Here is a 24,180-nt window from a genome sequence, read left to right as displayed (position 1 = left end):
AAGATAGGCGTTATGAGTATATCCTGTAGCTGTAAAAGATTGTTTTCAGCTTGTAGCCTACCATAAAAGGCTGCTGGAAAAGAAGCAGAGTGCGGCAGAAAGCTAAACGCTCAGGGAAGCATGTTTATGTTACCGGCATCGGGTCTGGCTATGCCGACACAGAAAGGGCGATAGGAGAAGGTGAATTCCGGGTTTCGTCAGTTGAAAAAGCATCGGCACAAGGTTTGGAAGTTATTGGGAACCGGAAATCCCTTGCATACATTATCAGGCGCCGGAGTACGATTGCTTCTGTTCTAGAGGGTCTGCCAGGGCAGCTATGCCAGAAAATGTATATATAAAAAGGCTGATAAAACCGTGCTGCCGGGCGACTGTGGGTATTTTAGAAATAACTATAGTTGCCCTGGCTATAAGCAGAAACTGGACATTGTATGGCGGGAGCCTGTTTATATCTTTTGAAAAAACTCACATGTCACTGATGGCTGATTTCGATCAAGCGGTACTGGATTTTATTAACAAACATAACCTGATAGGTATAAAAGCTGGAAAGAACAGAGACACCTTTCTCCAGATCTGGATGGTGGTAGTTGACAGGCGTGTGCTTGCCCGCTCCTGGGGGCTTAAAGAACGCAGCTGGTTTAACTCCTTTTTGCAGGACCCTCATGGGCAGATCCAGTGCGGCGACAGAACCGTTGCTATCAAAGCCCGCGTACAGGAAGGGGATGAGGAGCTACAGGAACGGATTAGCCAGGCCTACTTAAGGAAGTATGACAAGGGAGAAAACTCCTTCTATGAGCATGGCATAATCAGGCCGGAGCACGTAGCTAAAACAATGGAGTTTCTGCCCTTCGGTGAATGACGGAACTGCATACTTCCTGCTGTAGCGTGAAGTACAATTCTCGTATGGCTCATCTGAGTGGCAGGTGGTTCTACATGCTGCCCATAGCCAGCCGCTCCTCCAGTTCTTCCATCACTACAGTTGCCAACCCTTCCAGTAGCTTTTCTTCGTCTTTGGAAAATGTCCGCGGCTTCTTATCCGCGATAGCTATTACCCCGATATGAAAACCATCTGGTGTCTTGAGCGGAGCCCCTGCATAGAACTGCAAGCCAAAGTCGCCGTAGACGACTGGGTTCGATAACAGGCATAGTTCTTCTCTGGCGTTTTCGAAAACAGTTACACCCTCCTGAAGAACAGCCAGTGAACACAAACTGATGTCCCTGCTCATCTCATTCGTACCCTCCATGCTCAGGCTTGCTTCTATTCTTACCTTTGTGTCTTCTACAAAGCTCACCACTGCTACAGGCACATGAAAAATTCGTGCGGCCATGCTGACAACATGCTGGAAGGTGCCCATTTTGTCGTGGCTGTCTCCAATGTTGTAGCCATAGAGCTTTGCCAGCCTTTCGTTTTCATTTTGAGGAACTTGTTTTTTCTCGAGTATAGTTTCCATGAGTTATAAGGTGTTGTCTGTTATTGCTGCACTTTAAAGCACAAAGAGGGTGGCTGATTGAGCTGTTTTAACAAGCTACGATGTGGATGTCCTCGCTCCGGATGGGCTTTTGTATCAGCCCCGCCACAAAAGGATAATCCTTCAGCCGCAAAGTGTCTGAAACATCAAGCGAAGAAGTCAGAACGTAAATACTGCATCTTTCACGGAGCCTGTGTGCCATTGGAGCCAGTGCATTTAGAAAATCCCAGCCATCCATAACAGGCATGTTCAGGTCCACAAACATTAGCTCAGGAACATTGTCCTCATGCACTTCCTGAAGTGCCTCCAGCGCATCAGCTGCAATCAAGAAGGTGCTGATATCGTGTGTAGCATCCTCCAAAGACAACATGTTCATTGTCAGAAATGTGCTTAAGTGGTCGTCGTCGATGATGTATATTTTCATATCAGGCTTTTGGCAAATACATCAGGAACCTGGTGCCAACACCCACCTGGCTGGTCGCCTCTACGTGCCCACCCATGGCCTCCAGATGGGTTTTGACCAGGTACAGGCCAATGCCCCTGCCTTTCTTGTCGGTATGGAATCGCTTGTACAGCTTAAAGAGGTTGTTGTTTGCCCTTTGCATATCAAAGCCGGAGCCGTTGTCGGAGAAGGAGATAAAGGTGCCCTTGCCGGAGTTGCCGAAGCTTTTGATGCGCACCACCAGCGGCCGTTCTTCTGAGCGGTACTTAATGGCGTTAGACAGGAAATTGTAAAAGATGCTGTACAGGTACGCCTTGTTTACGCTCACGCTAAGTTCGTTTTCAACATAATTGAAAAGTGCACCCCCGCAATTCTGCAGCGGCTCCTGCAACGACGACAGCACCTGTTCTATAACCAGGTTTACGTCTACCAACTCCTGTTCCAGGTTCTCTTTGCTGTCGCGGATGGTGAGAATCGTGTTAATGTCCCTTAGTACAGTATCTAACTGTGCGATGCTCTGGCTTAGGGTAGACAACGACTTTTCATATAGCTCAGAGTTCTTGTCGAGCCTGGTCAGCAGGTTGGCCAGGCCCAGGGCGTTGGCAACGGGTGCCCGTAGGTTATGCGATACCAGGTATGTGAACTGCTGCTGATCGCTGTTCTTCGCGTAGAGGTCTTGGGTCATTTTCAGCAGGTTGGCTTCCGCCTCTTTCCGGAAGGTAACGTCCTTGAGAATAGCAACGAACTGCCTCACCGCTCCCACGTTATCAAAGACTGGCGTGATGTCCATCGATACCCAGAACTTTTCTCCGGATTTCTTATAATTAAGAAGCAAAGCATTAAAGTGGACTCCCAGTCTTAGTTTCTCACCTATCATTTTAGCTGTTGCTTCTTCTGTCTCTTCTCCCTGCAATAACTTGCCTGGCTTTATTCCGGCTATTTCTGAGAGGGTGTACCCTGTCGTTTTCGTGAAGCCTTCATTTACCCACTCCGTCAGTCCGTTGGCATCTGTAATGATAACGCCGTTATCCGTTCCGCTTGCTACCAACGACAGCTTTTCGAGTTCCTGCTGCGACTTTACCCTGTCGGTGATATCTGTCTGAACCGTAACGAAGCCCAAAATTTCTCCTTTCCCGTTACAGGTAGGGTTCACTTGTACAGAGAGCCATAATTCTTCCCCGTTTTTTTTGTAATTCAGAACTTCAAAAGACACCGGTTGGCAGCGGTTCATTTTCTCTTTCACCGCTTCAAAGGCCTTTTGGTCAGTTCTATGACCGTGCAGAAAGTCAGAAGGTATTTTGCCTGTAACCTCATCTAAACTATAGCCCGTGAGTCTGGTAAAGCCTTCGTTTACCCATTCAATTCTGCGCGCGCTGTTGGTGATGATTACGCCGTTGGTTGTTTTGCTGGCAACTAATGAGAGTTTTTCAAGCTCGTGTCTGGCCTTTACTTTTTCGGTGATGTTATCGAAGTAAACAGAAATGCCTTCTTCTGACGGAAATGCCCGCACATCCAGCCACACATCCGTTGGCTTGTAGTAAGCCTCGAACTGTACTGCCTTTCTTGTTTCTACTGCCAAGTGGTATTGCTGGTAGAAGGCGCCATTGATTTCGGAAGGTAGTTCCCTCCACGCGTTTTTCCCCAGGTAGTATTCCCTGTCAAGGGAAAGGAGCCTTTCCGCTTCGCTGTTGATGTAAGTGAAGTTCCACCCTTTATCTAAGGTGAAAAACGCGTTCGTGATGCTCTCAAAGATGGTGCTTAGCCTTTTGGCCAGCCGCTTGATAGTATTGTAGGAATGTACAAGAGACGTAACTTCCTTCGCTACCGTCTGCACGCAAACTACCTCATCTTTTACAATAACTGGGTATTTAATGGTGTCATAGATCCTGACCTTGCCATTTTTCTCAAACTCAAACTCGAACCGCATGGATTCTCCCTGCAGGGCTTGCCGAAGGTACCTTTCATTGACAGCAGCCATATCGGGAGGAAGGAAGGATGAGGCCGGAGCGTTCACCAACAACTCTTCTCTTATCCCAAGTGTCTTTACTACCTGCTGGTTGACCTCCGTAATCAGCCCCTGCCTATTTTCAACAAACACGATGTCCGGGTTATTGTCAAACAGGGCCCTGTACCGTTGTTCGCTTTCATGTAAGCGTGATTGGCCTAGTTTCTGCGTCGTCATGTCACGGCCTACACAATAAAGCACCTGATCGTCTTCTGACCAAACCCCATACCAGCGGATGGGAACCACGTGCCCATCTTTATGAATGTAATGGTTTTCAAAAGAGGTTCTCCTGGAGTCTCCATTCAGGTTTTCGATAGCCTGCATGGTGTCAAATAAATCATCAGCCTGAAGAAAATCTGAATAGTGATGGCCCATTAATTCGTTGCGCTCATACCCCAGTATTTGTTTGCAGGCATCACTCACGTACTGAATGTAACCATCCCGATCAATTCCCCCGATCAGGTCGAGAGAATGTATCACCATTTTTTCAAAGTCAAAAAGAGCCTGATCAGTTTTCATCTAATATTCAGGATTATATCCAGTTCTTGGGGTTATTGGTTTATTCCAAAAATAAATAGCCTGGCATTGCCGCAATTCTTTTCTAAATAAACCTGATAGCAAGATATAAGAATATTTTCTTCTTACAGTATATTTAAATCTAAATATTTAATTTATTAGATTATTACTAGATAGAGGCTTGTTTAAATGATTGTGCCTTTTAGAATATTTATAGTAAGTGAAACGCGGGGATAACTGCATTTCTGATGTCTAATTTCTGATGGTGTTGAGCTAAACAATGTTGCCTGTTTCACTTTTCAGTTAACAAACTTGTCTGCGCCTTTTTTATTTGAATTAGGGGATTAACTTATTTGAATTCAGGTATTTGTGCAACAAGAAAGGCTAAGGATTTGGTGGGAATATTTTCCGATGTTACACCTATTCCTTAGCCTTATGCACTTCATAATAGATCTGCCAAAGTGGTGGAAGTTTTCTGCTTCATCTACGATTTCTGTAAGGAAGTAAAAGACTACCTCACCCAACACCCGCTGCCAAAAGGCTCTTCGAGAAGCACCCGCCGGCAGGAGACCTGCCCTCTCTGAGAGCGTGGTCTTGAATATTCCCACACTTTACCACCTCTCGGGCTTCAAGTGCTTCGAGTACTACTATTAGCGACTGGTGCTCGAGAAGCTGAGGAGCTTCTTCGCTCGGGCCGTCGGCGCGCCTGCTCCTCACTCCGGCCAACGTGGCCGACAGCACCAGAGGTGCTGAGTAGTCTCTTAGAGGGGCTGAAGGGCAAGTGCTACGGGGACAGAGGCTATCTCTCCTTCCTGCTGGTGAAGGGCCTGCACCTGATGGCCAGGATGAGGAAGAACATGAAAAACATGCTCCTCAAGCTCAAGGTACGGAATAACAGTATTATTAATAGCAGCGGGAGTTTGAATAACAGACCAAAAGATAAATTTTACAGACTAAGCCGCACTGTGTTCTGATGTTTCTCTTTATCAAAGCAAAAGCCGCTCATAGTACATGAGCGGCTTTTGCTTTGATGGTCTTCGCTTGTTATAAAGAATCAATCCATTTCTTCAGCTCACCTTTAGCTTTGCCTGTCTTCTGCTGCAGCTTTCCCAGCCACTCATCCTGCTGTCCTTCGTTGTAAGTCAGGTCATCATCTGTCAGATCACCGTACTGCTTCTTTAGTTTTCCTTTTAGTTCGTTCCAGTTTCCTTTTGTTCTATATTCTGCCTCGTTCATAGGTGCTTTGTTTTATGTGGAACATAATTGTTATAAGGCTTTACGCGCTTTGTTTCAACGTGTTGTTTAACATAATCAAAGTTTTTAAACTATTGGTTTACAAAAAGATGATGAAATATAATGCAATTAGCTAATGGCTAAACAGGATAAGCAAAAGGAGCAGAGTAGCTGAGGCACCAAGTTGAAATGCAGAAAAATAGCGTAAGTTTTTCGCAAGGCTTTAGGTAGAAAACAGCAATTACTTTTACTTTTACATTTCCGGTTTTTAATGATGGTGCAACAGAAACATGAACCATCTATTCTCCAACTATTGAAAACGATATACTATGATGCCTACTGAAAACGACAAGCAGCAGCTGTTTAAGCAGATAGAGAGACAACTAACAGAGCAAGGCTTCTCCATCGACAAGCAGGACCAGTCAAGGCCCTGGGGTGGTTTCTTTGTGATAGACGAAAGCCAGGCCCAGCAATTTGCCGATACCTATTTCGAAGGCATGTCTGTAGACAAACTGAAAATATCAGGGAAGCTAAGCCCGAAGATTCTGGTGGTGGCACCGGAGAAGCGCCTATCGTGGCAGTACCATCACCGCCGTGCCGAAATTTGGAAAGCGGTGGAAGGCAAGGTAGGTGTGGTTACCAGCGACACAGATGAAGAAGGCGATATGATGATGCTGGAGCCAGGCGATTACATTACCCTGAAGCAGGGCGAACGTCACCGCCTGGTTGGGCTACAGGAGTGGGGCGTGCTGGCCGAGATCTGGCAGCACACTGACGCAGAGAACCCGTCTAACGAAGATGATATTGTAAGGGTGCAGGATGATTTCGGACGCTAATTGGCGTCTGCAAAATTATCCTCAGAAAGATACGAAAGAGCCAATCTGATTTTCAGGCTGGCTCTTTTGGTTTACCTACCTGTACATTGAACATGCCGCGCCATCAAACTGTATAAATATTATCAACCGCCTTACCCTTATCATGAACTTCTTCTCTCATAACCCCCTGAACCGCTTTTCAGAAATGCGTCCGGATGAGGCACACATGCAGCAACTGTGGCAGCAGCAGGAGGCGCGAGTGTTGGTGGTGCACGAATCCCTCAGCCTAATCAAAAAAACAGGTTCAGGAAAATTGGCTGCGGTGCTACGGCAACAGGAGGCAGAAGATCTGGCAAAGCTGGCACAGGTGCAGGTGTATCTTGGCTCAGAGGAGGTAGTGCCTTATTTTGTTCTGGGCTTTGAGGGAATGGAGGAACAGCTGCAGAATTTGCTGGGAGAAGACTACGCACTTGCTGATTTGCGCATGTCTGCTCATGAGCTACCGCAGCCGGATGGAGCTTTGCTGGCTTATGCACGAGGCATGGTACACTGGAACCTGCGCCACCGGTTTTGCGCCAACTGCGGCAGCGTGACCTACAGCACAAATGCCGGACATGTGCGGCAGTGCACGAACGAAGCTTGTAACCTGCACCACTTTCCGCGCACAGATACTGCCATTATTGTGATTATTTCGGAGGGAGATGCGTGTCTGCTGGGGCGGCAGGCGGTGTGGCCGAATGGGATGTATGCTACTATTGCTGGCTTTCTGGAGCCCGGTGAGACGCTGGAGCAGGCGGTGGCACGCGAAGCACAGGAAGAGACGGGTGTGGAGCTTCAGAAGATTACCTACCACTCCTCCCAGCCCTGGCCTTTCCCTAGTTCCATCATGGTCGGCTTCAATGCAGAGGCGCGTAACCGGAATCTGGTATTGGACAATGATGAATTGGAAGATGCCCGCTGGTTTACCCGTAAAGAGATTGAGGCTGGCTTGCAGGATGGAACCCTTCGCCTTCCACCACCAATTTCAATTGCCTACCGCCTCATCAGGGACTGGTTTAACGCCAATGGGGCCTATAAACTTGAAGAACTAACAGGTTATTAACCCGTCAAGGAGTATAGCCTTACTGCCGGTGCGGCGGGCAAGCCTCCAACAGCTTCCCTACCTCGGGTAAAGTATAGCGCTCGTTGTTATTCCCGAAGTTCGTCTGAATGTAGTTGAGCAGGTTAGTGACATCGTCTGTGTTCATGGTCTCAAGGCCTGGCATGGCGCGGTTGTATTCCTGGCCGTTTACAACCATGGGCCCTTCTATGCCATGGCGGATAAGACAGGGCAGTTCCTCACGGTGCTCCTGCAGGTAATCAGCCCCTGCAACAGGCGGAATCAGGTTGCGAAGGCCGCTGCCGTCTTCCATGTGGCAACTCTGGCAGTTCGCCTCGTATAGGCGCTGCCCTTCATTCTTTCTTTCTGTAAAGCACTGCGTAAGAGTGGTGAGGGCCAAAATTCCCGTCACCACCACTATTCCATTACTTCTGCGCATGCTTTTGCTCGTTCAGCAGCACCGGGATGTCCTGTAGCAGCTCGTCTACAGAGGCCTCTTTCGTGCCATCGTACACACCGCGTATGCGGCGCTGCTCATCCACCAGTATAAAGTGGCCGCCATGGGTAAATCCACCGCCTGCTGCGTCTCCGTCTTCCTGCACAGCTACCAGGTATTTTGAGGCAATATCATAGATACTGTCTTTCTCACCTGTCAGGAAGTGCCAAGTGTTGGATTGCACCCCTAGACGGTCAGCATAGTCCTTCAGCACCGCCACTGTATCGTGCTGCGGGTCGATGGAGTGGGAGAGCAGCATTACATCCGGGTTGTTTTTGTATTCCTCGTACACGCGCAGCATCTGGCTCTTCATTTTAGGGCAGATAGAAGGGCAGGAGGTAAAGAAGAAGTCTGTGACATAAATTTTACCCTTCACTGTTTCCTGCGTTACCTGCTGGCTGTCCTGGTTCACGAAAGCAAAGTCCGGGATCTGGTGGTAAAGCGTGTCAACCACTAACTGGCCGTTCACTTCCCGCTCTACAGCCTCCCGCTCCCCCAGTATGGGTAGCGTCTTTTCCTTTGCGTCGCTTTCGCTGCAGGAATACAGGAAACCGGCTGAAAAAGCCATTGCAGTAGATATGATAGCTTTTTTGAGGGTGAATTTATTTCTGTTGCTCATATTGCTGGTATGTTTTCCGGGCAGCCTGAATGGTGCTGTCCATTACTGTTTGTACTCGCTCAATTTTTTGTAGCTCCTGCTGTAGGTATACTTTTGCCTGCTCGGGCTGCAGGCTGTCAGGAGCAGTATAGTTGCGCATCCACACCATCATCACTTCATCCGCCTGATTCAGTTCGTCTATCTGCTGCTGAAGTGCCTGCAGAGTGGCGCTGTCGGTTTGCCGGGCCGCTAAAGTGTCGCGGAGGCTGCGAAAGCTGCGGCGCAGTTTATAGATATCGCCCATCCTGGCCATGGCGTCATCATGTATAGCCATAACGTTTGCCTCCAGTTCTTCCTGCTGCGTTGCCTCCGAAGAGCCCTGGTTGCAGCCAGTTAGCAGCAGGAACGGCACAAGAATGAGTATGATTTGATTCTTCATGACTTGCTTCAGATATAAAAGGATTTAGAAGGCAAAAAGGTTTAGTTGTGGCTGGATAAGAAGCGCATGTTTTCGTGCTGATTCAACAGCGGTGCTACTTAGTTTGATTGTAAGAAGAAAAGCAGTTGAAGGCATAGTTTTTTATTCCTGTGCGGCACGCTGCAAAGGTATGGCTGCCTGTTGCAAAGAACAAGTTTAGTTTGCAGTGTTTGTAAAGAGGGGGTAATGGGCTAAGGAGTGGCTGATGACTCGGTTCTGTACGATTTCCTGCTATAGCTTCAGTTCGAATACTTTCTGCTCTTTTGTTTCTGTAAAGCCTAAATTCTGGTAGAACTGATGTGTTTTGGATCGTGCTGAATTTGTTCTAACTCTTAGTTTGATGATGGACCTTTGTTTACTCCACTCCATCACTTGCTCTACCAGTCTCCTGCCAACACCGGCTCCCCTTGCACTGGTGTCTAAGACCAGTCCTCCAATTTCTACAAAGGGTGCCGATTCTATCCGTATGGCGAAAAAGCCATGTATCCACCCAACAACATTTCCTTTGGCTACTGCAACAAAAGCGCAATGCATTTCATCTGCCATTACGGCTTTTATTCGTTCTGCTGTCTCTGGCACAAAAGCATTGTAGCCTAATTGCTCTAAGAGGTTACAGATTGCCTCCGAATCTTCTAAAGCGACTTCTCTCACAATGACATCCATAAGAACAATTGATAGGTTTAAATATCAAAAAAAGCATAGTAACACTAAGGCTCCAGGGTAATGGGATGGTGCACTTGTGCTTGCTAGACTAGAAAGCATTCTACCTTTTCCTTTTCTTCATCGCTATAGTCTTTCTTCCACTTCAAGATGCAGCATGTCCTTTAGTGTTTCCACATCCTGCAAAGCCTCCTTTTTGTTTTCTGTTTTAATGACATAATCTGGAGTGGCAGCATAGGAGAAAAGGGCAATGGAATAGGTGGTGCGGGTATGGAACATAGTAGGAGAAATGCCGTTTGGAGAATTCCAGGCGCGATTGCTGTTAGAGGTGAAGCGGATTCTGCGAAAGTTTGGCAGGTTTTCCCAATCACCTGCTTTGTAGCCGAGCAGAGAGGTCTATTCTCTTATTCTTTTCTTCTCCGGATCTATCTGAGTGCCATTATAGGAGAACCGAAGGCACAAGCCCAGCAGCAAAGCACCCATGCCTACCAGTATTGTTCTGGTAAGGGAATCTTGCTGCTCCATAAACAGGGGGCTGAGCCAGACAGCAAGGGAAATTGCTACAAAGACAAACCAGAAACTGCTGGCCCCTCCAAACACATACCCGGTTTTTCTATCGAATCTGTTTTCCATATACTGGCGGATGCTCCGGCTAGTTGGCTGCTAAAACTTTATCTATGATACACAATATTGCAGTGTACTACAACTGAATACTGGCAGAAGCTATGAGAAAAGCATTTTTATCAGTTATTTTCTTTGATGCAAATTATACTGCCCCTTCAAGCAAAAAGGTCTGACCGTAGCCAGACCTTTAGGATGTTTTTTTAGTTTGTCTTGCTTAAGCTGGTATCGTGAATTCTGAGTGCAGCGCCTGCGCTACCTGCTCATACTGTCCTTCTGAAATATGGTCGCGAAGGAAAGCCATTACATCATGGTAGGCATAGTACGCGTGGTCCAGTGTCGGGAAATCTGCTTCTTCCGCGCCTGCATCCTTGCTGCGGATAAACTCCAGCCATTCGTCTTCGTGTCGGATGCGCACGGGTTCATGTACAGTAAAGCCATGGAAGTATATGCCTTTCCAAAGTATTGGCAGCTGCGCCGCCAGGTGAATGGCCTCACCGGTCGGGATGCGGTCGCGGATGGCGTGCAGCACCGAGCGGAAAATCCTTGCTGCTTTTTGCTCATCCTCTATTCCCAAATAAGAGCAAAGCTCATGGAGCCATGTCTTTCCGTCTTTTAAATAATTATCTAAGTTCATTGCCATAGTTTTCCTCCTTTCATTAAAGTGAAACATCTATTAAAATGAACGTGTGCTACAAAAGAGGGTTTAAGGCTACACCATGAATCAAATCAGAGAACTGAGCCATGGCCTGAAATCAGAGAGCCAGGCGGCATAATGTAAAATGGATTTACCGCGTCCTTCACCACTTCTTAAACACAAAGAAAACGGCGGCTAAAATGAAGAGAAAACCTACCAGGTAGTTCCACTTCAGATCCTCGCGCAGGTACAGCACCGAAAAGCCAATGAATACCACCAGCGTGATGACCTCCTGTATCGTTTTAAGCTGGAAGGCTGTAAACTGGCCATACCCGATTCGGTTGGCGGGCACCTGAAAGCAGTATTCAAAAAAAGCTATCAGCCAGCTGATGAGAATTACCTTCCAGAGCGACACCTCCCTGAAACGAAGGTGCCCGTACCAGGCAAAAGTCATAAAGATGTTGGAGATGAGCAGCAGGATAATCGTTCGCATCGCATCTTGTTTTTGCCTGCAAATCTGGGGATTTTATGCACTGGTAGTATACGTATATGATACATTTCTGCTGTTATGATACATTTCTGCTGTTGTGCAGCATTTTCTAAAGCCAGGCTGCATCTGCAATTATCTGGCATGATTCTCGTTATTTGAAAACTATATACTCTTATCCTATATAACTATGAAGCAAGTACATGTGTGGGTGCTGGTGCTGCTAGCCGGCTTTGGCACCCTGAGTAGCTGCCAGGTGCGTGACGAGGAAAAAGAAGATTATCTGGAAGTCATCGGAGAGCATGAGCAAACCATGCCAGATGCAGGTTACCGTCTCAACCTGTCTTACAACGGCCCGATGGGCATGCGCAACGAGTTTATGGAATGGGCCGATTCCCTACAGAAGCAAGTGCCCAATATGGTGCTCACGAGCGAGAACATTTACATACACTATATGCCGGAGCAGATGGGCCGCGAGAAGATAAAGCCCGAGATGTACCAGACCAGCGTTTCCTATAATATTACTGTGGCAGACAGTGCCATGTACGGCCGCATTATGCAGGATGTGCTGCGCCATAATTTCCCGTTCAGCGTGAACGTATCGGGCACTGTCATAGACCCCGCCAAACGACAGCAGGTGCAGCAGGAACTGATGCAGCAGGCGCTGGAAAACGCGAAGGCAAAACTAAACTTCCTGAGCCCCGGCGAAGGCAGTTATAAGATCGTAGGCGTGGAAGAGATGGATAACACAGTACCCTACGGTCCGGAATATAACGACTTTAATCGTCGCATGGTGTCTCGGGTGAAGGTAAAGGCGAGGCTGCTGTAGCTGCCTTCTGCCATTTGCAGCATGCTGGGTAATATTTTCCTGTTTCTAAACTGATAAAAGGCAACCTGTCAGCACAGGTTGCCTTTTTGTGTTTTACAAAGATGTTCGCAGGAGCTGGCGGCACTAATCAGCCGCCTTTTTTGTTGATATAGAAGCGTTTGTGCCTGTTGGAAAAAGGGAGGGTATGTAGGAGGTGTTCAAAGCCGCCTGTTTACCCTCAAATGTATAGCATAAACGAAATAAAAGTAGTAATTTTACCTAATCAATCTTTCTGATAACACAACATGAGTGACGTAGAAGAGATAGCAAAAGCTAACAATTATTCAGCCAACAGCATCCAGGTACTGGAGGGACTCGAAGCAGTTCGCAAGCGTCCGGCCATGTACATCGGCGATATCGGTATCAAGGGCCTCCACCACCTGGTATGGGAGGTAGTAGACAATTCTATTGACGAAGCTCTTGCCGGTCATTGCGACGAAATATCTGTAACTATAAACGAAGACAACTCCATCACAGTGTCCGACAACGGACGCGGCATTCCGACAGATTTCCACACTAAAGAAGGCCGCTCGGCCCTGGAGGTAGTTATGACGGTGCTGCACGCTGGTGGTAAGTTCGACAAAGACACCTATAAAGTATCCGGTGGTTTGCACGGAGTGGGGGTATCCTGCGTCAACGCACTGTCTACCGACCTGCATGTTACGGTGCACCGCGACGGCAAAATTTACGAGCAGCACTACAACATCGGTGTGCCTGCTTTCCCGGTGCGTGAGATTGGCAACACCGACAAGACAGGAACAACTGTTCGCTTTCAGCCGGACGCCTCTATCTTCACCACCACCGAGTATAAGTATGATACCATTGCAGGTCGTTTGCGCGAACTGTCGTTCCTGAACAAGGGCATCCGCATTAACCTGACGGACCTGCGGGAGATGGACGATCAGGGAGAGCCATTGTTTGTTTCCTTCCTATCAGAAGGTGGTCTGAAGGAGTTTGTGGCTTATCTGGATGAGACGCGCGAAAACCTGATACCGGAGCCAATTCACGTGGAAAGCGAGAAGAACGGTGTGCCAGTGGAAATTGCCCTGCAGTATAACACCTCTTACGCTGAGAATATTTTCTCTTATGTAAACAACATCAATACTATAGAGGGCGGTACGCACGTAGCTGGTTTCCGCCGTGCCCTTACCCGCACCCTAAAGTCTTACGCCGACAAGTCTGGTATGCTGGACAAGGTGAAGATAGAAATTGCCGGTGATGACTTCCGCGAAGGACTCACTGCCGTTATCTCAGTAAAGGTGCAGGAGCCCCAGTTTGAAGGCCAGACAAAAACCAAGCTGGGTAACTCAGAGGTTTCCGGTGCTGTGGATACGGCTGTAGGCGAAATGCTGACACAGTACCTGGAGGAGAATCCAAGGGAGGCTCGTATTATCGTACAGAAAGTGATACTGGCGGCGCAGGCCCGTTTTGCAGCGCGAAAGGCGCGTGAGATGGTGCAGCGCAAGAGCGTGCTCTCCAGCACCAGCCTTCCAGGCAAACTGGCCGACTGCTCAGATAGCAACCCTGAGAACTGTGAGATTTACCTGGTAGAGGGTGACTCAGCGGGTGGTTCTGCCAAGCAAGGCCGTAACCGTAAGTTCCAGGCTATACTGCCGCTGCGGGGTAAGATCCTGAACGTAGAGAAAGCGCAGGAGCACCGCATTTACGAAAACGAGGAAATCAAGAACATGATCACGGCCCTTGGTGTGAGCTTCGGAACAAAAGAAGACGACAAGGCCCTAAACATGGAGAAACTTCGCTACCACCGCGTTATCATTATGACGGATGCGGACGTGGACGGTTCTCACATCCGTACGCTTATTCTGACCTTCTTCTTCCGTTATATGAAGGAGTTGATTGAAAACGGTTACATCTATATTGCGCTTCCGCCGTTATACCTTGTGAAGAAAGGCAAGGAGGAGCGTTACTGCTGGAGTGAGCAGGACCGTGTGGAGGCGATACAGGAACTGGGCAAAGGCCGTGAGGACAGTGTAGGTGTGCAGCGTTATAAAGGTTTGGGTGAGATGAATCCGGAACAGCTCTGGAACACCACCATGGACCCTCAACACCGCAGCTTAAAGCAGGTATCCATTGACTCTGCCGCTGAGGCTGACCACTTGTTCTCGATGCTGATGGGCGATGAAGTTGGCCCACGCCGCGACTTTATTGAGCGAAACGCCAAGTATGCCCGTGTAGACGTGTAATTCAGTTCTTAAACTACCATAACCGGCAGCGGCTATATCTTTCATTAGGTATAGCCGCTACTGGTTTATATGAATCTGCTTTGCACTAAGATTAGAGCTAAGGCTGTTGTGATTGGGCTACATTGTGCTGTAGGCAGTGGTAATCTGTAACAATAAAAGAAGGGCTTGTATTGTCAGGTGATAGGAGTACTTTTTTGAAAGAGCCACTAGCAAAGAAGATGTACCGAATCTGCAATTGTTGCTTTCTTCTTTTGCCATTTAACTGCCACTGATGCTTAATGGGATCCAGATGTATCATGGAAAAATCTGGATCCCACTTACCTCTCATCATCACGATTGCGTTTCCTTTCGGATTAAACTGTACAAACTCAAAATGTTCCTTTTCTTCATCATAACGCAGCATGCCCTTTACTTGCTGCGTTACCCCATCAGGCTGTATAATTTCAAACTCCTCGTGCAAAATCTTATTTTCGTTTCTGCTGTAGCGTACGCTACCAGTCGAATTAAAGAAATTCACCTGATCAGGCTGCCAGATCATTGTTTTCACCAGATGCGTACCTTGCATCTTCTTAAAGAGTAGGTCTGCATCTGCGGCTGTAAAGTCTTTGCCTCTCTGCGCTTGGGTGGTAACAGGCACTGCCCAAATCAGCAGCACCAATGACAGTAGTAGAATCGTGTTCTTTTTCATGTTTTATTTGGTATAGGTTGTAGTAGTCGCACTATAGGTAGCTGGCAGTGAGGCAGCATACAATGGCTTAATCAATGGTATTCATCAAAAGAGATTATTTAGTATCATTAGAATTTGCTAGCAGGATATGCACCATAGATAATTGCACTCGCACGCATGATATTATGCAGCGGTTCTACCTGTATTATAAGCTGGAAATAGCCGCTTTAATCAAAATTTCCTTCTTACTGCTGCCCATTTACACTTTTGTTTTATTCGTTTTTGAAGAGTTATTTAATTCTGTTTTATGCTAGTATTCAAGCTTATACCCGATGTGCAATAGTATATTGTTTTTAGCATTCATGTATTATTCTAAACAGAGTATGACTTATTGCTAATTATTTTCTTTCCTAATTTTACAAGCCAATAGCGCTTTGCCTGTGTCCTGCTTCAACTATACCAATTTCAGCATGATTGATGTAAACCGGATTGACTAGAGCGAACTCGCGTTGAGGTGCTATTATAAACTGGTACAATTGATTAGCCCTGGCAATATGAGGAGAAAGAATAGTGATAACAGATAAGCGCGGCCAGTATTAGAAGGGTATCAAACAGGGAGTGCTCGATATATTTTCTAGGGCTGTACTGTCAGTAAGTGCGGGTACATGGGGTATAGGAAAGAGTATAGAGGATACTGGCCGGTGCACCTGCTCTGTGTCGTGCTGCAGGTGAGCGAGCAGCAGCGCCTGTATCGAATACGCCTTGCGCGCTTTAGCTACTAAATATAGACGACAGAACTTTCAACAAAAGCAATGGAAATAATGGACGTAAAACAGGCCTATAACATTTGGGCAGAACAATACGATACGAACAAGAACAATACCAGGGACATGGAAGCAGTTTCACTGAGGGATACTTTAGCGAAAACAGACTTTGAAAATTGTTTGGAAATAGGATGCGGAACAGGGAAGAACACACAGTGGCTGATAACCAAAGCAAAAAGTGTTACATCCGTAGACCTTTCTGAAGAAATGCTCAAAATAGCCAAAGAGAAAATAGTATCAGATAAGGTACGGTTCTATCAGGCAGACATCACCCAGGATTGGAGTTTTGTGCATCAGACATATGACCTTATGACTTTCAGTCTTGTTTTAGAGCACATAGAAGATTTAGAAAGCATTTTTCAAAAAGCAGCTAGCGCAATAGCATCAAAAGGGTACCTCTATATAGGGGAGCTGCATCCATTTAAGCAGTATTCAGGTACCAAAGCCAGATTTAATACCGAAGCCGGGCTACAGGAAGTAACGTGCTTTACTCATCATATATCAGAATTCATACATGCTGCCAAGAAGAATGGATTCAGGATTGAAGAGGTAAAGGAATATTTTGATAACGATAACAAGAACAGCACTCCCAGAATCTTGACACTGCTTTTTATAAAAGTTTAACAGTATACTACTCAACTCATGCCTGGGAAAGTAATGTGAACTGTGTGCCTGTTGCACAACCCACTAACAATAGGTTTGAAACAGGACACGTATGAGAGGTTAGAGGAAAAAAGCGAAAGAAGGCGCTCAGGCCCGGCAGGAGCTTTGAAAGGCTGCGAAAGCTCTTCACAGGTTCTACATCAACAACAAGTCATATAATCAGAAAAGCTGGCATAAGACCAGCTTTTCTGATTATATGACTTGTATTACGTCTTTTATCTGTTAGCGCTGCCGCGCAACATATCCTGGGTATCAGCAGAGCCTTCGAGAGCCAGGTACTCCGCCTGTAGGGTGCGGATCTTAAGCTTATCACTGGTTCTTAACTGGTTTTCAATTTCGCGGCGGCGTTGGTTTAGCTGGCTGTACACGTAGTCTACATAGTCCCAATCGTCCTGCGTCCAGTTGCTGCGCTTGGCTCTTACCTCACCCATCAAGGTAAGGTATGCCTCCCGTATGTTCTCAGGCTGTACGTTATTTAGGTTATTGTACTCGTCCAGCAACTGGTTCTGCCATTGGGTTACTTTGGCAGGATCAAGTGGCTGATCCTGCCGGCGTTCCTGCCGGTCTTCCCAACGCTCGTAACGGCCCTGCAGCGTTCTGAATTCTTCTTTCGATTGTTCCGAAAGGCTGTCAAACTTCTGCTCCAGCCTGGCATTGCGTTCACGTAGCTCTTCCCGCACCTGCGGCCACTCCCGGCGTATGGCGGTGTCTCCTTTCTCTGTCTGCCGGTTTAACCAGGCCCTGAACTCCTCCAGTTCATCCTCTGCTGTGTTGCCTGTTCTCACCACACGGGCTGTGTCTTCACTTTCAGCGGTGTCCACGGTTATCTCTTCTGTCGTTTCCACTTCGCGGCGGTTTTCACAGCTCCAGAGAGCAAGGCTTAAGCAGAGCATTGCAGTATATCTAAATGTTACCATTAAAGTATCCATAGTTATCTAGTGTTAAAAAATGCTTCTGCCTTATGTACGAAAAGAGCTTCTTTTAGATAACTACCGGGTAGCTAAGGGGTTTTTCGCCGTGATCAGAGGTTTGTCTTTGCTGATGCCATCGCCATAGGCGTAATACCTGTTTACCGTAACAGGCAAGGTCCCCCGTGCCGGTATCTTACCGAAAATCAATTTTGCGGCTGCTTCCTGTGCGTGGAAGTGCGGCTGGTAAGCCACTAGCAGGCTCTTGCTTTTCTCTATTCCCGGGAACTGGTTCAGCGCATAGGCGTTATCGAAGAGCGTGATGACGGCCTTATTAGAGGCTGCCAGCTTTTGCACCAGTTCGCGGGCCTCTTTAGAATAGCCCAGGTTGTTGCTCGGCCGGATGCTGGGTCCGTAAAGCCCCACCAGCACCACATCATACTGCTGTAGCTTTTTCCAGAGCTTCCTTGTTTTCTTTGCTTTGGCTTTGCGTGAGATAACGAAGTCAGTGGTTTTGGCACGCTCCTTCACCTCGCGCTGGAAAGCCATGGTGCGCCTGGCTCCGATAGACAAAGTTGCAATACGAAGGCCGCGCTTCTGCTTCAACGGCAGCATGCTCTTCCTGTTGTTCAGGAGTGTCAGAGCAGCTTCTGCAATGGCACTGTTTGTACTGTCGGCTGCACTCGGGTTCAGGTCCTCATACAGGTTGTTCAGGTCAATGGGCGTGTAATTATCCAACCCTACCCATTGCTTGGCTGTAAGGATGCGTTTGCAGCGGCGGTCAATTTCATCCTGTGTTATTTCGCCCCGCCTGATGGCTGCTTTTATGGCCATGATAGCCTTGGGGACGCTTTTTAGACGTTCCAGGACATCATTACCAGCCACAAGCGCACGTGCCTCCGCCACACCAGGCTCAAAGTGTTTGGTCACACCCTTCATCACCATGGCATCGGTAAACACCAGCCCCTCAAAGCCCAACTCCTCTTTCAGCAGTCCGGTTACAATAGGTTTAGATAAAGTAGACGGCAGGTTGGCACTAGAATCGAGCTGCGGGATGTGCATGTGAGCTACCATTACACCACCCAACCCCTGCTTTATCAACTCCCGGAACGGGTACAACTCCAACGAGTCCAGGCGTTCGCGGGCAAAAGGAATTACCGGCAGGTCGTGGTGTGAGTCCACATCCGTATCGCCATGGCCCGGAAAGTGCTTGGCTACGGCAATGATATCATTTTCCTGCATGCCTCGCATAAAAGCAAGGCTCTTTGCTGTCACATCCTTCCTGTTTTCTCCGAAAGATCGGTAACTGATAACCGGGTTATTCGGGTTGTTGTTGATATCGGCAACAGGCGCGAAGTTTACATGCATGCCGAGTCGCTTAAATTCTGCTGCCACCTCGGCTCCCATAGCGTAAATCAATCCATTATCGGCTACGGCGCCTAGCATCTGCTGGAAGGGGTACTGCACAGTGCTGTCGAGCCGCATTCCGATGCCTGTCTCTGCATCCATCGAAATGAACAGGGGCACTTTGGAGGCTGCCTGGTATCTGTTTGTGAGGATAGCCTGCCGCACCGGCCCACCCTGGAAAAAGATGATACCCCCGACTTTGTACCGCTTCACCAGGTTGAGCACATCAGCCTCATACGCAGCCCCCTGATCCGAGAAAGCTTCTATCACAATGAGCTGTGCGATGCGCTCTTCAGGAGTCAGGGTATTAAAAACGGAATCCACCCAAAAGGAAGAAGAAGTATCCCGCAGCGCTGTTATCAGGGAAGCAGGGCGTACATAATCCACCCGTTCAACAGGGAAATATGCTTGCTGCTTCTCAGCATAGGTTTGCCGTGTAGTGTCAGAACTCTCGCAGGACAACAACAGCGGCAGTAGCGCCAACGTGAGGCAGCATAATATTCTTCTAACAGTATATGGAGTAACAGTATGCATTTTTAGTTTCTTATCGCCACCACCTGCACTTACCAGCCTGAACTTAAAAAGTACCCGCGCTGCAAATATCCAGGTTGCGGGGGTGATAGCCTGTGCTTCCAGTTTTTAGTTTACACCGGGCCAATACAGTACGTAAGAACTGCATGAACAGGTAAAGCAAAATGTACTGTTTTTTGTTCATTAACTGTATCTTTCATAAAACTAATGGAGATGTCACAGACTTATCCATCTAATTACCCCTATGGCTGTACTTCTATCTGAAAGCAATACCTATGATGATTTGCAGGGCGAGCACGTACACTTTGGCTACAGTTTTCTGCCCGGAACCCTGTTTGTGGCACTTCTGGCGCTCATCAGCCTGCTGACTTACCTGACAGAAGCCAGCCTGATCTGGCTTGGTGTGCTGCCGCGGAGTTTCTTTGGCTTGATTGGGGTGTTTACAGGTCCGCTCATACACAGTGGCCTGCTGCACCTGCTCTCCAATGCCTTTCCGCTGGTGCTGTTGTCAGGGTTCATCCTCTTCCTGCACCGCCCGACGGCTACGCGCGTTATTCTGCTGGTGTATGTGCTGAGCGGCATCCTGACGTGGTTTATTGGCCGGCAGGCTTACCATATAGGAGCGAGCGGGGTAGTGTATGGGCTGGCAGGATTCCTGCTGTTCAAAGGTTTCCTGCAGCAGAACCGGAGCTCGATGGCGGTTTCCCTGGCGGTGCTCTTTTTGTACAGCGGTCTGTTCTATGGCCTGTTCCCGAACGAGGAACATGTGTCGTGGGAAGGGCACATAGCCGGTCTGGTAGCGGGGCTTGTTGCAGCCATTGTATATGCTGAACCTAATCCACAGCAGGCAGACCAAAAGCCCATAGAACCAGAAGTTGTACAGCGGCATATGAGCAATACCTTGGGAGTGCACTATCATTACTTTGGAATCCATTATGCTGTTCGGGAGGAAAAGAAAGATAAAACTACCTACTCCTACACCCTAAATCCTGCCACTGGTGCTGCTAAAATGCCAACCAAGCGTGCTCCTGTTTCGTCTAACAGATGGAAAGCAGGATTCAACAGGAAGTATGACTGAAGACGAAAAATACAAAAAGCGGTATAATAACGACGGTTTTCCCCAGAAAGACGATCACCTGCGGGGGGACTATGACCATCCGCACCTGCAGCAGGAATCTGCTCCTGCGGACAAAGACAAGCAGGAAGATCACGATGAATTCAAGCAAAGTAAGTGGCCGCTTATTATCACAGGCATACTCATAGCGGCACTGGTAGCTTCTTATTTTATATTCCCGTCCTTTCAGCAGGAAGTAGATAAAGCATGGGATGTTCTGACGAGCGGGGACGAGCAGCGCATATCGGATTGGGTAAGCCAGTTCGGCTTTTGGGGGCCGTTCTTTATCATACTGGCTATGGTAGCCCAGATGTTTCTGCTGGTAATTAATGCAGTAGCGCTTATGCTGGTAGCCATCATTGCCTACGGGCATTTCTGGGGTTCCCTTATCGCCATTGCGGCCGTTGCGGTAGCTTCTACCGTCGGGTACTGGATTGGTCACGGCCTGGGAGAAGCAGGTGTCAGTAAGCTGATTGGCCGGAAGTCAGAAAAGAAAATCGTTAAGTTTGTTGATAACTATGGGATTTGGGCTGTTATCATCGCCCGTATCTCGCCTTTTCTATCGAATGATGCGGTTAGCTTTGTGGCAGGACTGGCCCGTATGGGCTACATCAAATTTCTGGGGGCAACACTGGCCGGAATTGTACCCCTGACGGTTCTTCTAGCCTGGCTTGGTCAGAACAACGAGCGGTTAAAAACCGGGTTGATATGGGTATCTGTGGTCAGCCTCGCCGCGTTTATCGGCTACATCATCTACGATAAGTATATAAAGAAAAAGTAATGCAGATACAGCAGGCTTCTGTTCTGGTATAGCCTGAATTCAATCTTCCTTAAATAAAGTAGATTATTTTTAACCTGAAAAAGAAGCGTCTCCGGAAGCAAGCTAGCTCTCTTTCCGGAGACGCTTCTTTTTTGTGTGACAGGGTGAGTCCTTTCTCATGGATGATGCATTGTTTGCCCGTTCCTCCGGTAACTGAAAAATCAGGAAACTGGTTGTGGGGAAAGGATAAGTACAGTTGTGTTCCACATATTAAGGTATAAGCTGTGTCATATTAAGTGTCAGTTTTGTTGTTTTTAAGTGCAATTGTTCTTTGAAATAATACAGGACAGACACAACTATATATAAATTTTCTATTGTCCTGTTTATATAAATTATTATTAAAATAATAATGAAGTAAAATTTAGGAGAAAACTACCTTTTTAACCGCCTCATGTAACAAAATAAAACCATTCTCTTTTCCTGTCGTTTAAGCGGGTTATTGAAAAATAAATCGATGTTCCACGAAAAGGATAACTAATGTTTAGGACTAAATTACTCGCCGCCTTACTCTCAATTGTATTAGCCGTGGCAGAAGAATTTTCCTTGTTTGATGAGGAATCCCCCGAAACGAAAATCGAAGAAAAAGACGAAAATCTTACCTGGCATTTAAAAGCCCCCGACCGCACTATCAGAGAAATAGAAGAAACAGAGCCTGAACTAGTTCCTACAGCCACTTTCACTGTTTCCGCTTCCATTTATCATCCAGTGCCGGGCCAGACGGATTCCACCCCGTACATTACCGCAGATGGCTCCCGCATCAATAAGAAAAATCCTAAAAAGCACCGTTGGATAGCCGTCTCCCGTGACCTGCACAGCCGCTGGGGTGGCGATATCAGCTACGGTGATTCCCTTCAGATAACAGGAGTCTCGGACGAACTGGATGGCCTGTATATAGTGCGCGATGTGATGAACCGCCGCATCCGCAATCAGATTGATATTCTGGTAGGGGAGAAGGACAAGGTAATGGGCTTCTGGAAGAATGTAGAAATCGCCAAACTCAATTAACATAACAGGAGCTACCAGCCGAACGAACTGTTGCCTGCGCCGTACCCTATGCTGAAAAGCAGTATTGCCCACTAAACGGGCGATGCCTTTGATGCAAACCGTTATATGACGAAAGAAGATCAGGAAAAAGGCGCAGCCAAGCAGGAACTGGAGAAGGAGCGTTATGAGCTGCTGAAAAGACTGCAGGATGCGCTGGAACTGCCTATGGTGGTGCTGGGCTTTATCTGGCTGGTGCTGCTCGTGGTGGAGTTTATCTGGGGCTTAAGTCCGGTGCTGGAGCTTATCAGCACTGTTATCTGGATACTCTTCATTCTCGACTTTGTACTCAAGTTCATACTGGCACCCCACAAGCTCAATTTCCTCAAAAACAATGTGCTCACTACCATCTCACTGGCTGTTCCTGCCCTGCGCCTGTTCCGTATTACGAGGGCTTTCAGGCTCATCAGCACCGTGCGGGCTACACGGGGGCTACGGCTTGTAAAAGTAGTCGGTTCCATCAACAGGGGTATGCGCAGCCTCGGCAAGGCCATGAAGCGCCGTGCCTTCGGCTATGTGGCAACACTGACCTCGGTGGTGATTACAGCAGGAGCGGCGGGTATGTATGCCTTCGAAAACGAACATGGCCTTAAAACGTATGGGGAAGCCGTTTGGTGGACTGTGATGCTGCTCACCTCTATTGGCAGCGATTACTTCCCGGTTACTCCGGAAGGACGGGTACTCTGCCTGCTGCTGGCCATGTATGGCTTTGCCGTTTTCGGCTATTTTACGGCTACCTTAGCCACTTTCTTTATAGACCGTGATGCTGGCAGCGAGGATGCAGAGGTAGTAGGAGCAAGGCAGGTAAAGGCGTTGCAACAGGAGATACGGCTGCTCCGGGAAGAATTGCAGGCATCGCTGCCCCGGCAGGAGCATCCATCGCCGGGCCAGCCCAACACTCCCCCGGAAGTATAATCCCTTTTTGACAGCTTTAGAAGTTTATGTATTTTGGGGGTTTGAAATAGAACAACCGAAAGCATGAGACACAAAGAAGCCGTAGAAATACTGAACAGCATGACGACCAGCGAAAGCCTTCTCCGCCACGCCCGCACTGTGGAGCTGGTGATGCAGGCGTATGCCAGGAAGTTAGGAGAAGATGAAAGCAGGTGGGCTATAACGGGCCTGTTGCATGACTCAGATTATGAGGCCTACCCGGACCAACACCCGAACGTAATCGTAAACCTGCTGCGTGAGCGGGGGGAGGAGGAAATAGCGCATGCTATTTCAGCGCATTACACGCACTGGGGAGTAAGCTACGACACCTTACTGGATAAGGCTCTGATAGCCTGCGACGAAATAACCGGTTTTGTAGTAGCGTGTGCGCAGGTAAGGCCTGACCGCCTGCAGGGGCTGGAGGCCAAATCTGTGATAAAGAAACTGAAGCAGAAAAGCTTTGCTGCCTCCGTAGACCGGGAAGAAGTACGGAAAGGCGCTGAGTTGTTCGAAGTAGATATTTCTGAGCACATCGGCTTTATTATTCAGGTGCTGCAGCAACACCAGGAGGAACTGGCTTTGCTGCCTCAGGCCAGCAATTCAGAAAACTAAGCAGAAGGAGCAGTTGTATTTTGTAGCAGCGCTCC

At 47.8% G+C, this 24,180-nt stretch carries 26 protein-coding genes and 1 pseudogene; 12 read left to right on the top strand and 15 right to left on the bottom strand.

What is annotated here, in order from left to right:
• Positions 1 to 475 precede the first annotated feature (475 nt).
• Positions 476 to 856, top strand: a complete 381-nt coding sequence (locus ACFS7Z_RS14710; protein ID WP_377485878.1) for a DUF2255 family protein — start codon at positions 476 to 478, stop codon at positions 854 to 856.
• Between the two features lie 70 nt (positions 857 to 926).
• Here ACFS7Z_RS14710 and ACFS7Z_RS14705 read toward each other — a convergent pair whose 3' ends face one another.
• The 3 genes from ACFS7Z_RS14705 to ACFS7Z_RS14695 all read right to left on the bottom strand — a co-directional run bounded on the left by ACFS7Z_RS14705 (position 927) and on the right by ACFS7Z_RS14695 (position 4,432).
• Positions 927 to 1,448 (bottom strand): GAF domain-containing protein, encoded by a 522-nt coding sequence (locus tag ACFS7Z_RS14705; protein ID WP_377485876.1) that lies wholly within the window; start codon positions 1,446 to 1,448, stop codon positions 927 to 929.
• Between the two features lie 67 nt (positions 1,449 to 1,515).
• Positions 1,516 to 1,890: a response regulator gene (locus ACFS7Z_RS14700; protein WP_377485874.1), complete on the bottom strand. Its 375-nt coding sequence runs from the start codon at positions 1,888 to 1,890 to the stop codon at positions 1,516 to 1,518.
• A gap of 1 nt (position 1,891) precedes the next feature.
• The gene (locus tag ACFS7Z_RS14695; protein WP_377485872.1) at positions 1,892 to 4,432 is read right to left on the bottom strand and encodes a PAS domain-containing sensor histidine kinase; all 2,541 of its coding nucleotides are present in this window, start codon (positions 4,430 to 4,432) and stop codon (positions 1,892 to 1,894) included.
• 432 nt (positions 4,433 to 4,864) lie between these two features.
• On the opposite strand from ACFS7Z_RS14695, the pseudogene ACFS7Z_RS27425 reads away from it, so the two are divergent.
• A pseudogene (locus ACFS7Z_RS27425) lies at positions 4,865 to 5,325 on the top strand (transposase); the annotation flags it as partial.
• Positions 5,326 to 5,473: 148 nt separating this feature from the next.
• Here the strand turns inward: ACFS7Z_RS27425 and ACFS7Z_RS14685 are convergent.
• The gene (locus ACFS7Z_RS14685) at positions 5,474 to 5,665 is read right to left on the bottom strand and encodes a CsbD family protein (protein ID WP_377485868.1); all 192 of its coding nucleotides are present in this window, start codon (positions 5,663 to 5,665) and stop codon (positions 5,474 to 5,476) included.
• Between the two features lie 329 nt (positions 5,666 to 5,994).
• Between ACFS7Z_RS14685 and ACFS7Z_RS14680 the strand changes: the two genes are divergently transcribed.
• A complete protein-coding gene (locus ACFS7Z_RS14680; protein ID WP_377485942.1) occupies positions 5,995 to 6,498 on the top strand; it encodes a phosphoheptose isomerase in 504 nt (167 codons plus the stop codon).
• Positions 6,499 to 6,640: 142 nt separating this feature from the next.
• Positions 6,641 to 7,579, top strand: coding sequence for an NAD(+) diphosphatase (nudC, locus tag ACFS7Z_RS14675; RefSeq protein ID WP_377485866.1), 939 nt, complete (start codon positions 6,641 to 6,643; stop codon positions 7,577 to 7,579).
• A 19-nt stretch (positions 7,580 to 7,598) separates the two neighbouring features.
• On the opposite strand, the gene ACFS7Z_RS14670 is transcribed toward nudC, so the two are convergent.
• From ACFS7Z_RS14670 to ACFS7Z_RS14635, 8 genes are all read right to left on the bottom strand, one after another.
• Complete coding sequence (locus ACFS7Z_RS14670) at positions 7,599 to 8,015, bottom strand: c-type cytochrome (protein ID WP_377485864.1); 417 nt, start codon at positions 8,013 to 8,015, stop codon at positions 7,599 to 7,601.
• On the bottom strand, positions 8,002 to 8,691 hold the full coding sequence (locus ACFS7Z_RS14665; RefSeq protein WP_377485862.1) for an SCO family protein: 690 nt from the start codon (positions 8,689 to 8,691) through the stop codon (positions 8,002 to 8,004). The genes ACFS7Z_RS14670 and ACFS7Z_RS14665 overlap by 14 nt, the downstream gene beginning before the upstream one ends.
• A complete protein-coding gene (locus tag ACFS7Z_RS14660) occupies positions 8,675 to 9,109 on the bottom strand; it encodes a hypothetical protein (protein WP_377485860.1) in 435 nt (144 codons plus the stop codon). The genes ACFS7Z_RS14665 and ACFS7Z_RS14660 overlap by 17 nt, the downstream gene beginning before the upstream one ends.
• A 270-nt stretch (positions 9,110 to 9,379) precedes the next feature.
• Complete coding sequence (locus tag ACFS7Z_RS14655) at positions 9,380 to 9,811, bottom strand: GNAT family N-acetyltransferase (RefSeq protein ID WP_377485858.1); 432 nt, start codon at positions 9,809 to 9,811, stop codon at positions 9,380 to 9,382.
• Between the two features lie 123 nt (positions 9,812 to 9,934).
• A complete protein-coding gene (locus ACFS7Z_RS14650) occupies positions 9,935 to 10,087 on the bottom strand; it encodes a hypothetical protein (protein ID WP_377485856.1) in 153 nt (50 codons plus the stop codon).
• 117 nt (positions 10,088 to 10,204) lie between these two features.
• Complete coding sequence (locus tag ACFS7Z_RS14645; protein ID WP_377485854.1) at positions 10,205 to 10,441, bottom strand: hypothetical protein; 237 nt, start codon at positions 10,439 to 10,441, stop codon at positions 10,205 to 10,207.
• 205 nt (positions 10,442 to 10,646) lie between these two features.
• Positions 10,647 to 11,072: a DUF2267 domain-containing protein gene (locus ACFS7Z_RS14640; protein WP_377485852.1), complete on the bottom strand. Its 426-nt coding sequence runs from the start codon at positions 11,070 to 11,072 to the stop codon at positions 10,647 to 10,649.
• A gap of 157 nt (positions 11,073 to 11,229) precedes the next feature.
• Positions 11,230 to 11,559 carry a DMT family protein gene (locus ACFS7Z_RS14635; RefSeq protein ID WP_377485850.1) on the bottom strand — a complete coding sequence of 110 codons (330 nt, stop codon included), beginning with the start codon at positions 11,557 to 11,559 and terminating at the stop codon, positions 11,230 to 11,232.
• Between the two features lie 184 nt (positions 11,560 to 11,743).
• On the opposite strand from ACFS7Z_RS14635, the gene ACFS7Z_RS14630 reads away from it, so the two are divergent.
• A complete protein-coding gene (locus tag ACFS7Z_RS14630; RefSeq protein ID WP_377485848.1) occupies positions 11,744 to 12,382 on the top strand; it encodes an SIMPL domain-containing protein in 639 nt (212 codons plus the stop codon).
• A 284-nt stretch (positions 12,383 to 12,666) separates the two neighbouring features.
• Positions 12,667 to 14,625, top strand: coding sequence for a DNA topoisomerase (ATP-hydrolyzing) subunit B (gyrB, locus tag ACFS7Z_RS14625; protein WP_377485846.1), 1,959 nt, complete (start codon positions 12,667 to 12,669; stop codon positions 14,623 to 14,625).
• 97 nt (positions 14,626 to 14,722) lie between these two features.
• Here the strand turns inward: gyrB and ACFS7Z_RS14620 are convergent, their stop codons facing one another.
• Positions 14,723 to 15,313 (bottom strand): hypothetical protein, encoded by a 591-nt coding sequence (locus tag ACFS7Z_RS14620; protein ID WP_377485844.1) that lies wholly within the window; start codon positions 15,311 to 15,313, stop codon positions 14,723 to 14,725.
• A 791-nt stretch (positions 15,314 to 16,104) separates the two neighbouring features.
• Here ACFS7Z_RS14620 and ACFS7Z_RS14615 point away from each other — a divergent pair.
• Positions 16,105 to 16,740, top strand: a complete 636-nt coding sequence (locus tag ACFS7Z_RS14615) for a class I SAM-dependent DNA methyltransferase (RefSeq protein WP_377485842.1) — start codon at positions 16,105 to 16,107, stop codon at positions 16,738 to 16,740.
• Between the two features lie 254 nt (positions 16,741 to 16,994).
• Here the strand turns inward: ACFS7Z_RS14615 and ACFS7Z_RS14610 are convergent, their stop codons facing one another.
• Together ACFS7Z_RS14610 and ACFS7Z_RS14605 are read right to left on the bottom strand one after the other, a co-directional pair.
• Positions 16,995 to 17,708, bottom strand: a complete 714-nt coding sequence (locus ACFS7Z_RS14610) for a DUF6565 domain-containing protein (RefSeq protein ID WP_377485840.1) — start codon at positions 17,706 to 17,708, stop codon at positions 16,995 to 16,997.
• A gap of 60 nt (positions 17,709 to 17,768) precedes the next feature.
• Positions 17,769 to 19,628 (bottom strand): glycoside hydrolase family 3 protein, encoded by a 1,860-nt coding sequence (locus tag ACFS7Z_RS14605; protein WP_377485838.1) that lies wholly within the window; start codon positions 19,626 to 19,628, stop codon positions 17,769 to 17,771.
• 241 nt (positions 19,629 to 19,869) lie between these two features.
• Between ACFS7Z_RS14605 and ACFS7Z_RS14600 the strand changes: the two genes are divergently transcribed.
• The 5 genes from ACFS7Z_RS14600 to ACFS7Z_RS14580 all read left to right on the top strand — a co-directional run bounded on the left by ACFS7Z_RS14600 (position 19,870) and on the right by ACFS7Z_RS14580 (position 24,145).
• The gene (locus ACFS7Z_RS14600) at positions 19,870 to 20,703 is read left to right on the top strand and encodes a rhomboid family intramembrane serine protease (protein ID WP_377485836.1); all 834 of its coding nucleotides are present in this window, start codon (positions 19,870 to 19,872) and stop codon (positions 20,701 to 20,703) included.
• Complete coding sequence (locus ACFS7Z_RS14595) at positions 20,696 to 21,520, top strand: TVP38/TMEM64 family protein (RefSeq protein ID WP_377485834.1); 825 nt, start codon at positions 20,696 to 20,698, stop codon at positions 21,518 to 21,520. The genes ACFS7Z_RS14600 and ACFS7Z_RS14595 overlap by 8 nt, the downstream gene beginning before the upstream one ends.
• Before the next feature lie 564 nt (positions 21,521 to 22,084).
• A complete protein-coding gene (locus ACFS7Z_RS14590) occupies positions 22,085 to 22,564 on the top strand; it encodes a hypothetical protein (protein WP_377485832.1) in 480 nt (159 codons plus the stop codon).
• A 105-nt stretch (positions 22,565 to 22,669) separates the two neighbouring features.
• On the top strand, positions 22,670 to 23,515 hold the full coding sequence (locus ACFS7Z_RS14585; RefSeq protein WP_377485830.1) for a potassium channel family protein: 846 nt from the start codon (positions 22,670 to 22,672) through the stop codon (positions 23,513 to 23,515).
• A 63-nt stretch (positions 23,516 to 23,578) separates the two neighbouring features.
• Complete coding sequence (locus tag ACFS7Z_RS14580; RefSeq protein ID WP_377485828.1) at positions 23,579 to 24,145, top strand: HD domain-containing protein; 567 nt, start codon at positions 23,579 to 23,581, stop codon at positions 24,143 to 24,145.
• The last annotated feature ends 35 nt before the right edge of the window (positions 24,146 to 24,180 follow it).

It is taken from the genome of Pontibacter toksunensis (assembly GCF_042686245.1).
Classification (GTDB): domain Bacteria; phylum Bacteroidota; class Bacteroidia; order Cytophagales; family Hymenobacteraceae; genus Pontibacter; species Pontibacter toksunensis.
The sequence above is the reverse complement of the archived record's forward strand: the minus strand, read 5'-3'. Positions and strand labels throughout refer to the sequence as shown.

What these genes read in the sequence shown, in the direction of transcription:
- ACFS7Z_RS14710 (WP_377485878.1), top strand. Translation starts at nt 476, where the DNA reads ATGGCTGATTTCGATCAAGCGGTACTGGATTTTATTAACAAACATAAC.
- ACFS7Z_RS14705 (WP_377485876.1), bottom strand. Translation starts at nt 1,448, where the DNA reads ATGGAAACTATACTCGAGAAAAAACAAGTTCCTCAAAATGAAAACGAA.
- ACFS7Z_RS14700 (WP_377485874.1), bottom strand. Translation starts at nt 1,890, where the DNA reads ATGAAAATATACATCATCGACGACGACCACTTAAGCACATTTCTGACA.
- ACFS7Z_RS14695 (WP_377485872.1), bottom strand. Translation starts at nt 4,432, where the DNA reads ATGAAAACTGATCAGGCTCTTTTTGACTTTGAAAAAATGGTGATACAT.
- ACFS7Z_RS14685 (WP_377485868.1), bottom strand. Translation starts at nt 5,665, where the DNA reads ATGAACGAGGCAGAATATAGAACAAAAGGAAACTGGAACGAACTAAAA.
- ACFS7Z_RS14680 (WP_377485942.1), top strand. Translation starts at nt 5,995, where the DNA reads ATGCCTACTGAAAACGACAAGCAGCAGCTGTTTAAGCAGATAGAGAGA.
- nudC (WP_377485866.1), top strand. Translation starts at nt 6,641, where the DNA reads ATGAACTTCTTCTCTCATAACCCCCTGAACCGCTTTTCAGAAATGCGT.
- ACFS7Z_RS14670 (WP_377485864.1), bottom strand. Translation starts at nt 8,015, where the DNA reads ATGCGCAGAAGTAATGGAATAGTGGTGGTGACGGGAATTTTGGCCCTC.
- ACFS7Z_RS14665 (WP_377485862.1), bottom strand. Translation starts at nt 8,691, where the DNA reads ATGAGCAACAGAAATAAATTCACCCTCAAAAAAGCTATCATATCTACT.
- ACFS7Z_RS14660 (WP_377485860.1), bottom strand. Translation starts at nt 9,109, where the DNA reads ATGAAGAATCAAATCATACTCATTCTTGTGCCGTTCCTGCTGCTAACT.
- ACFS7Z_RS14655 (WP_377485858.1), bottom strand. Translation starts at nt 9,811, where the DNA reads ATGGATGTCATTGTGAGAGAAGTCGCTTTAGAAGATTCGGAGGCAATC.
- ACFS7Z_RS14650 (WP_377485856.1), bottom strand. Translation starts at nt 10,087, where the DNA reads ATGTTCCATACCCGCACCACCTATTCCATTGCCCTTTTCTCCTATGCT.
- ACFS7Z_RS14645 (WP_377485854.1), bottom strand. Translation starts at nt 10,441, where the DNA reads ATGGAAAACAGATTCGATAGAAAAACCGGGTATGTGTTTGGAGGGGCC.
- ACFS7Z_RS14640 (WP_377485852.1), bottom strand. Translation starts at nt 11,072, where the DNA reads ATGGCAATGAACTTAGATAATTATTTAAAAGACGGAAAGACATGGCTC.
- ACFS7Z_RS14635 (WP_377485850.1), bottom strand. Translation starts at nt 11,559, where the DNA reads ATGCGAACGATTATCCTGCTGCTCATCTCCAACATCTTTATGACTTTT.
- ACFS7Z_RS14630 (WP_377485848.1), top strand. Translation starts at nt 11,744, where the DNA reads ATGAAGCAAGTACATGTGTGGGTGCTGGTGCTGCTAGCCGGCTTTGGC.
- gyrB (WP_377485846.1), top strand. Translation starts at nt 12,667, where the DNA reads ATGAGTGACGTAGAAGAGATAGCAAAAGCTAACAATTATTCAGCCAAC.
- ACFS7Z_RS14620 (WP_377485844.1), bottom strand. Translation starts at nt 15,313, where the DNA reads ATGAAAAAGAACACGATTCTACTACTGTCATTGGTGCTGCTGATTTGG.
- ACFS7Z_RS14615 (WP_377485842.1), top strand. Translation starts at nt 16,105, where the DNA reads ATGGAAATAATGGACGTAAAACAGGCCTATAACATTTGGGCAGAACAA.
- ACFS7Z_RS14610 (WP_377485840.1), bottom strand. Translation starts at nt 17,708, where the DNA reads ATGGATACTTTAATGGTAACATTTAGATATACTGCAATGCTCTGCTTA.
- ACFS7Z_RS14605 (WP_377485838.1), bottom strand. Translation starts at nt 19,628, where the DNA reads ATGCATACTGTTACTCCATATACTGTTAGAAGAATATTATGCTGCCTC.
- ACFS7Z_RS14600 (WP_377485836.1), top strand. Translation starts at nt 19,870, where the DNA reads ATGGCTGTACTTCTATCTGAAAGCAATACCTATGATGATTTGCAGGGC.
- ACFS7Z_RS14595 (WP_377485834.1), top strand. Translation starts at nt 20,696, where the DNA reads ATGACTGAAGACGAAAAATACAAAAAGCGGTATAATAACGACGGTTTT.
- ACFS7Z_RS14585 (WP_377485830.1), top strand. Translation starts at nt 22,670, where the DNA reads ATGACGAAAGAAGATCAGGAAAAAGGCGCAGCCAAGCAGGAACTGGAG.
- ACFS7Z_RS14580 (WP_377485828.1), top strand. Translation starts at nt 23,579, where the DNA reads ATGAGACACAAAGAAGCCGTAGAAATACTGAACAGCATGACGACCAGC.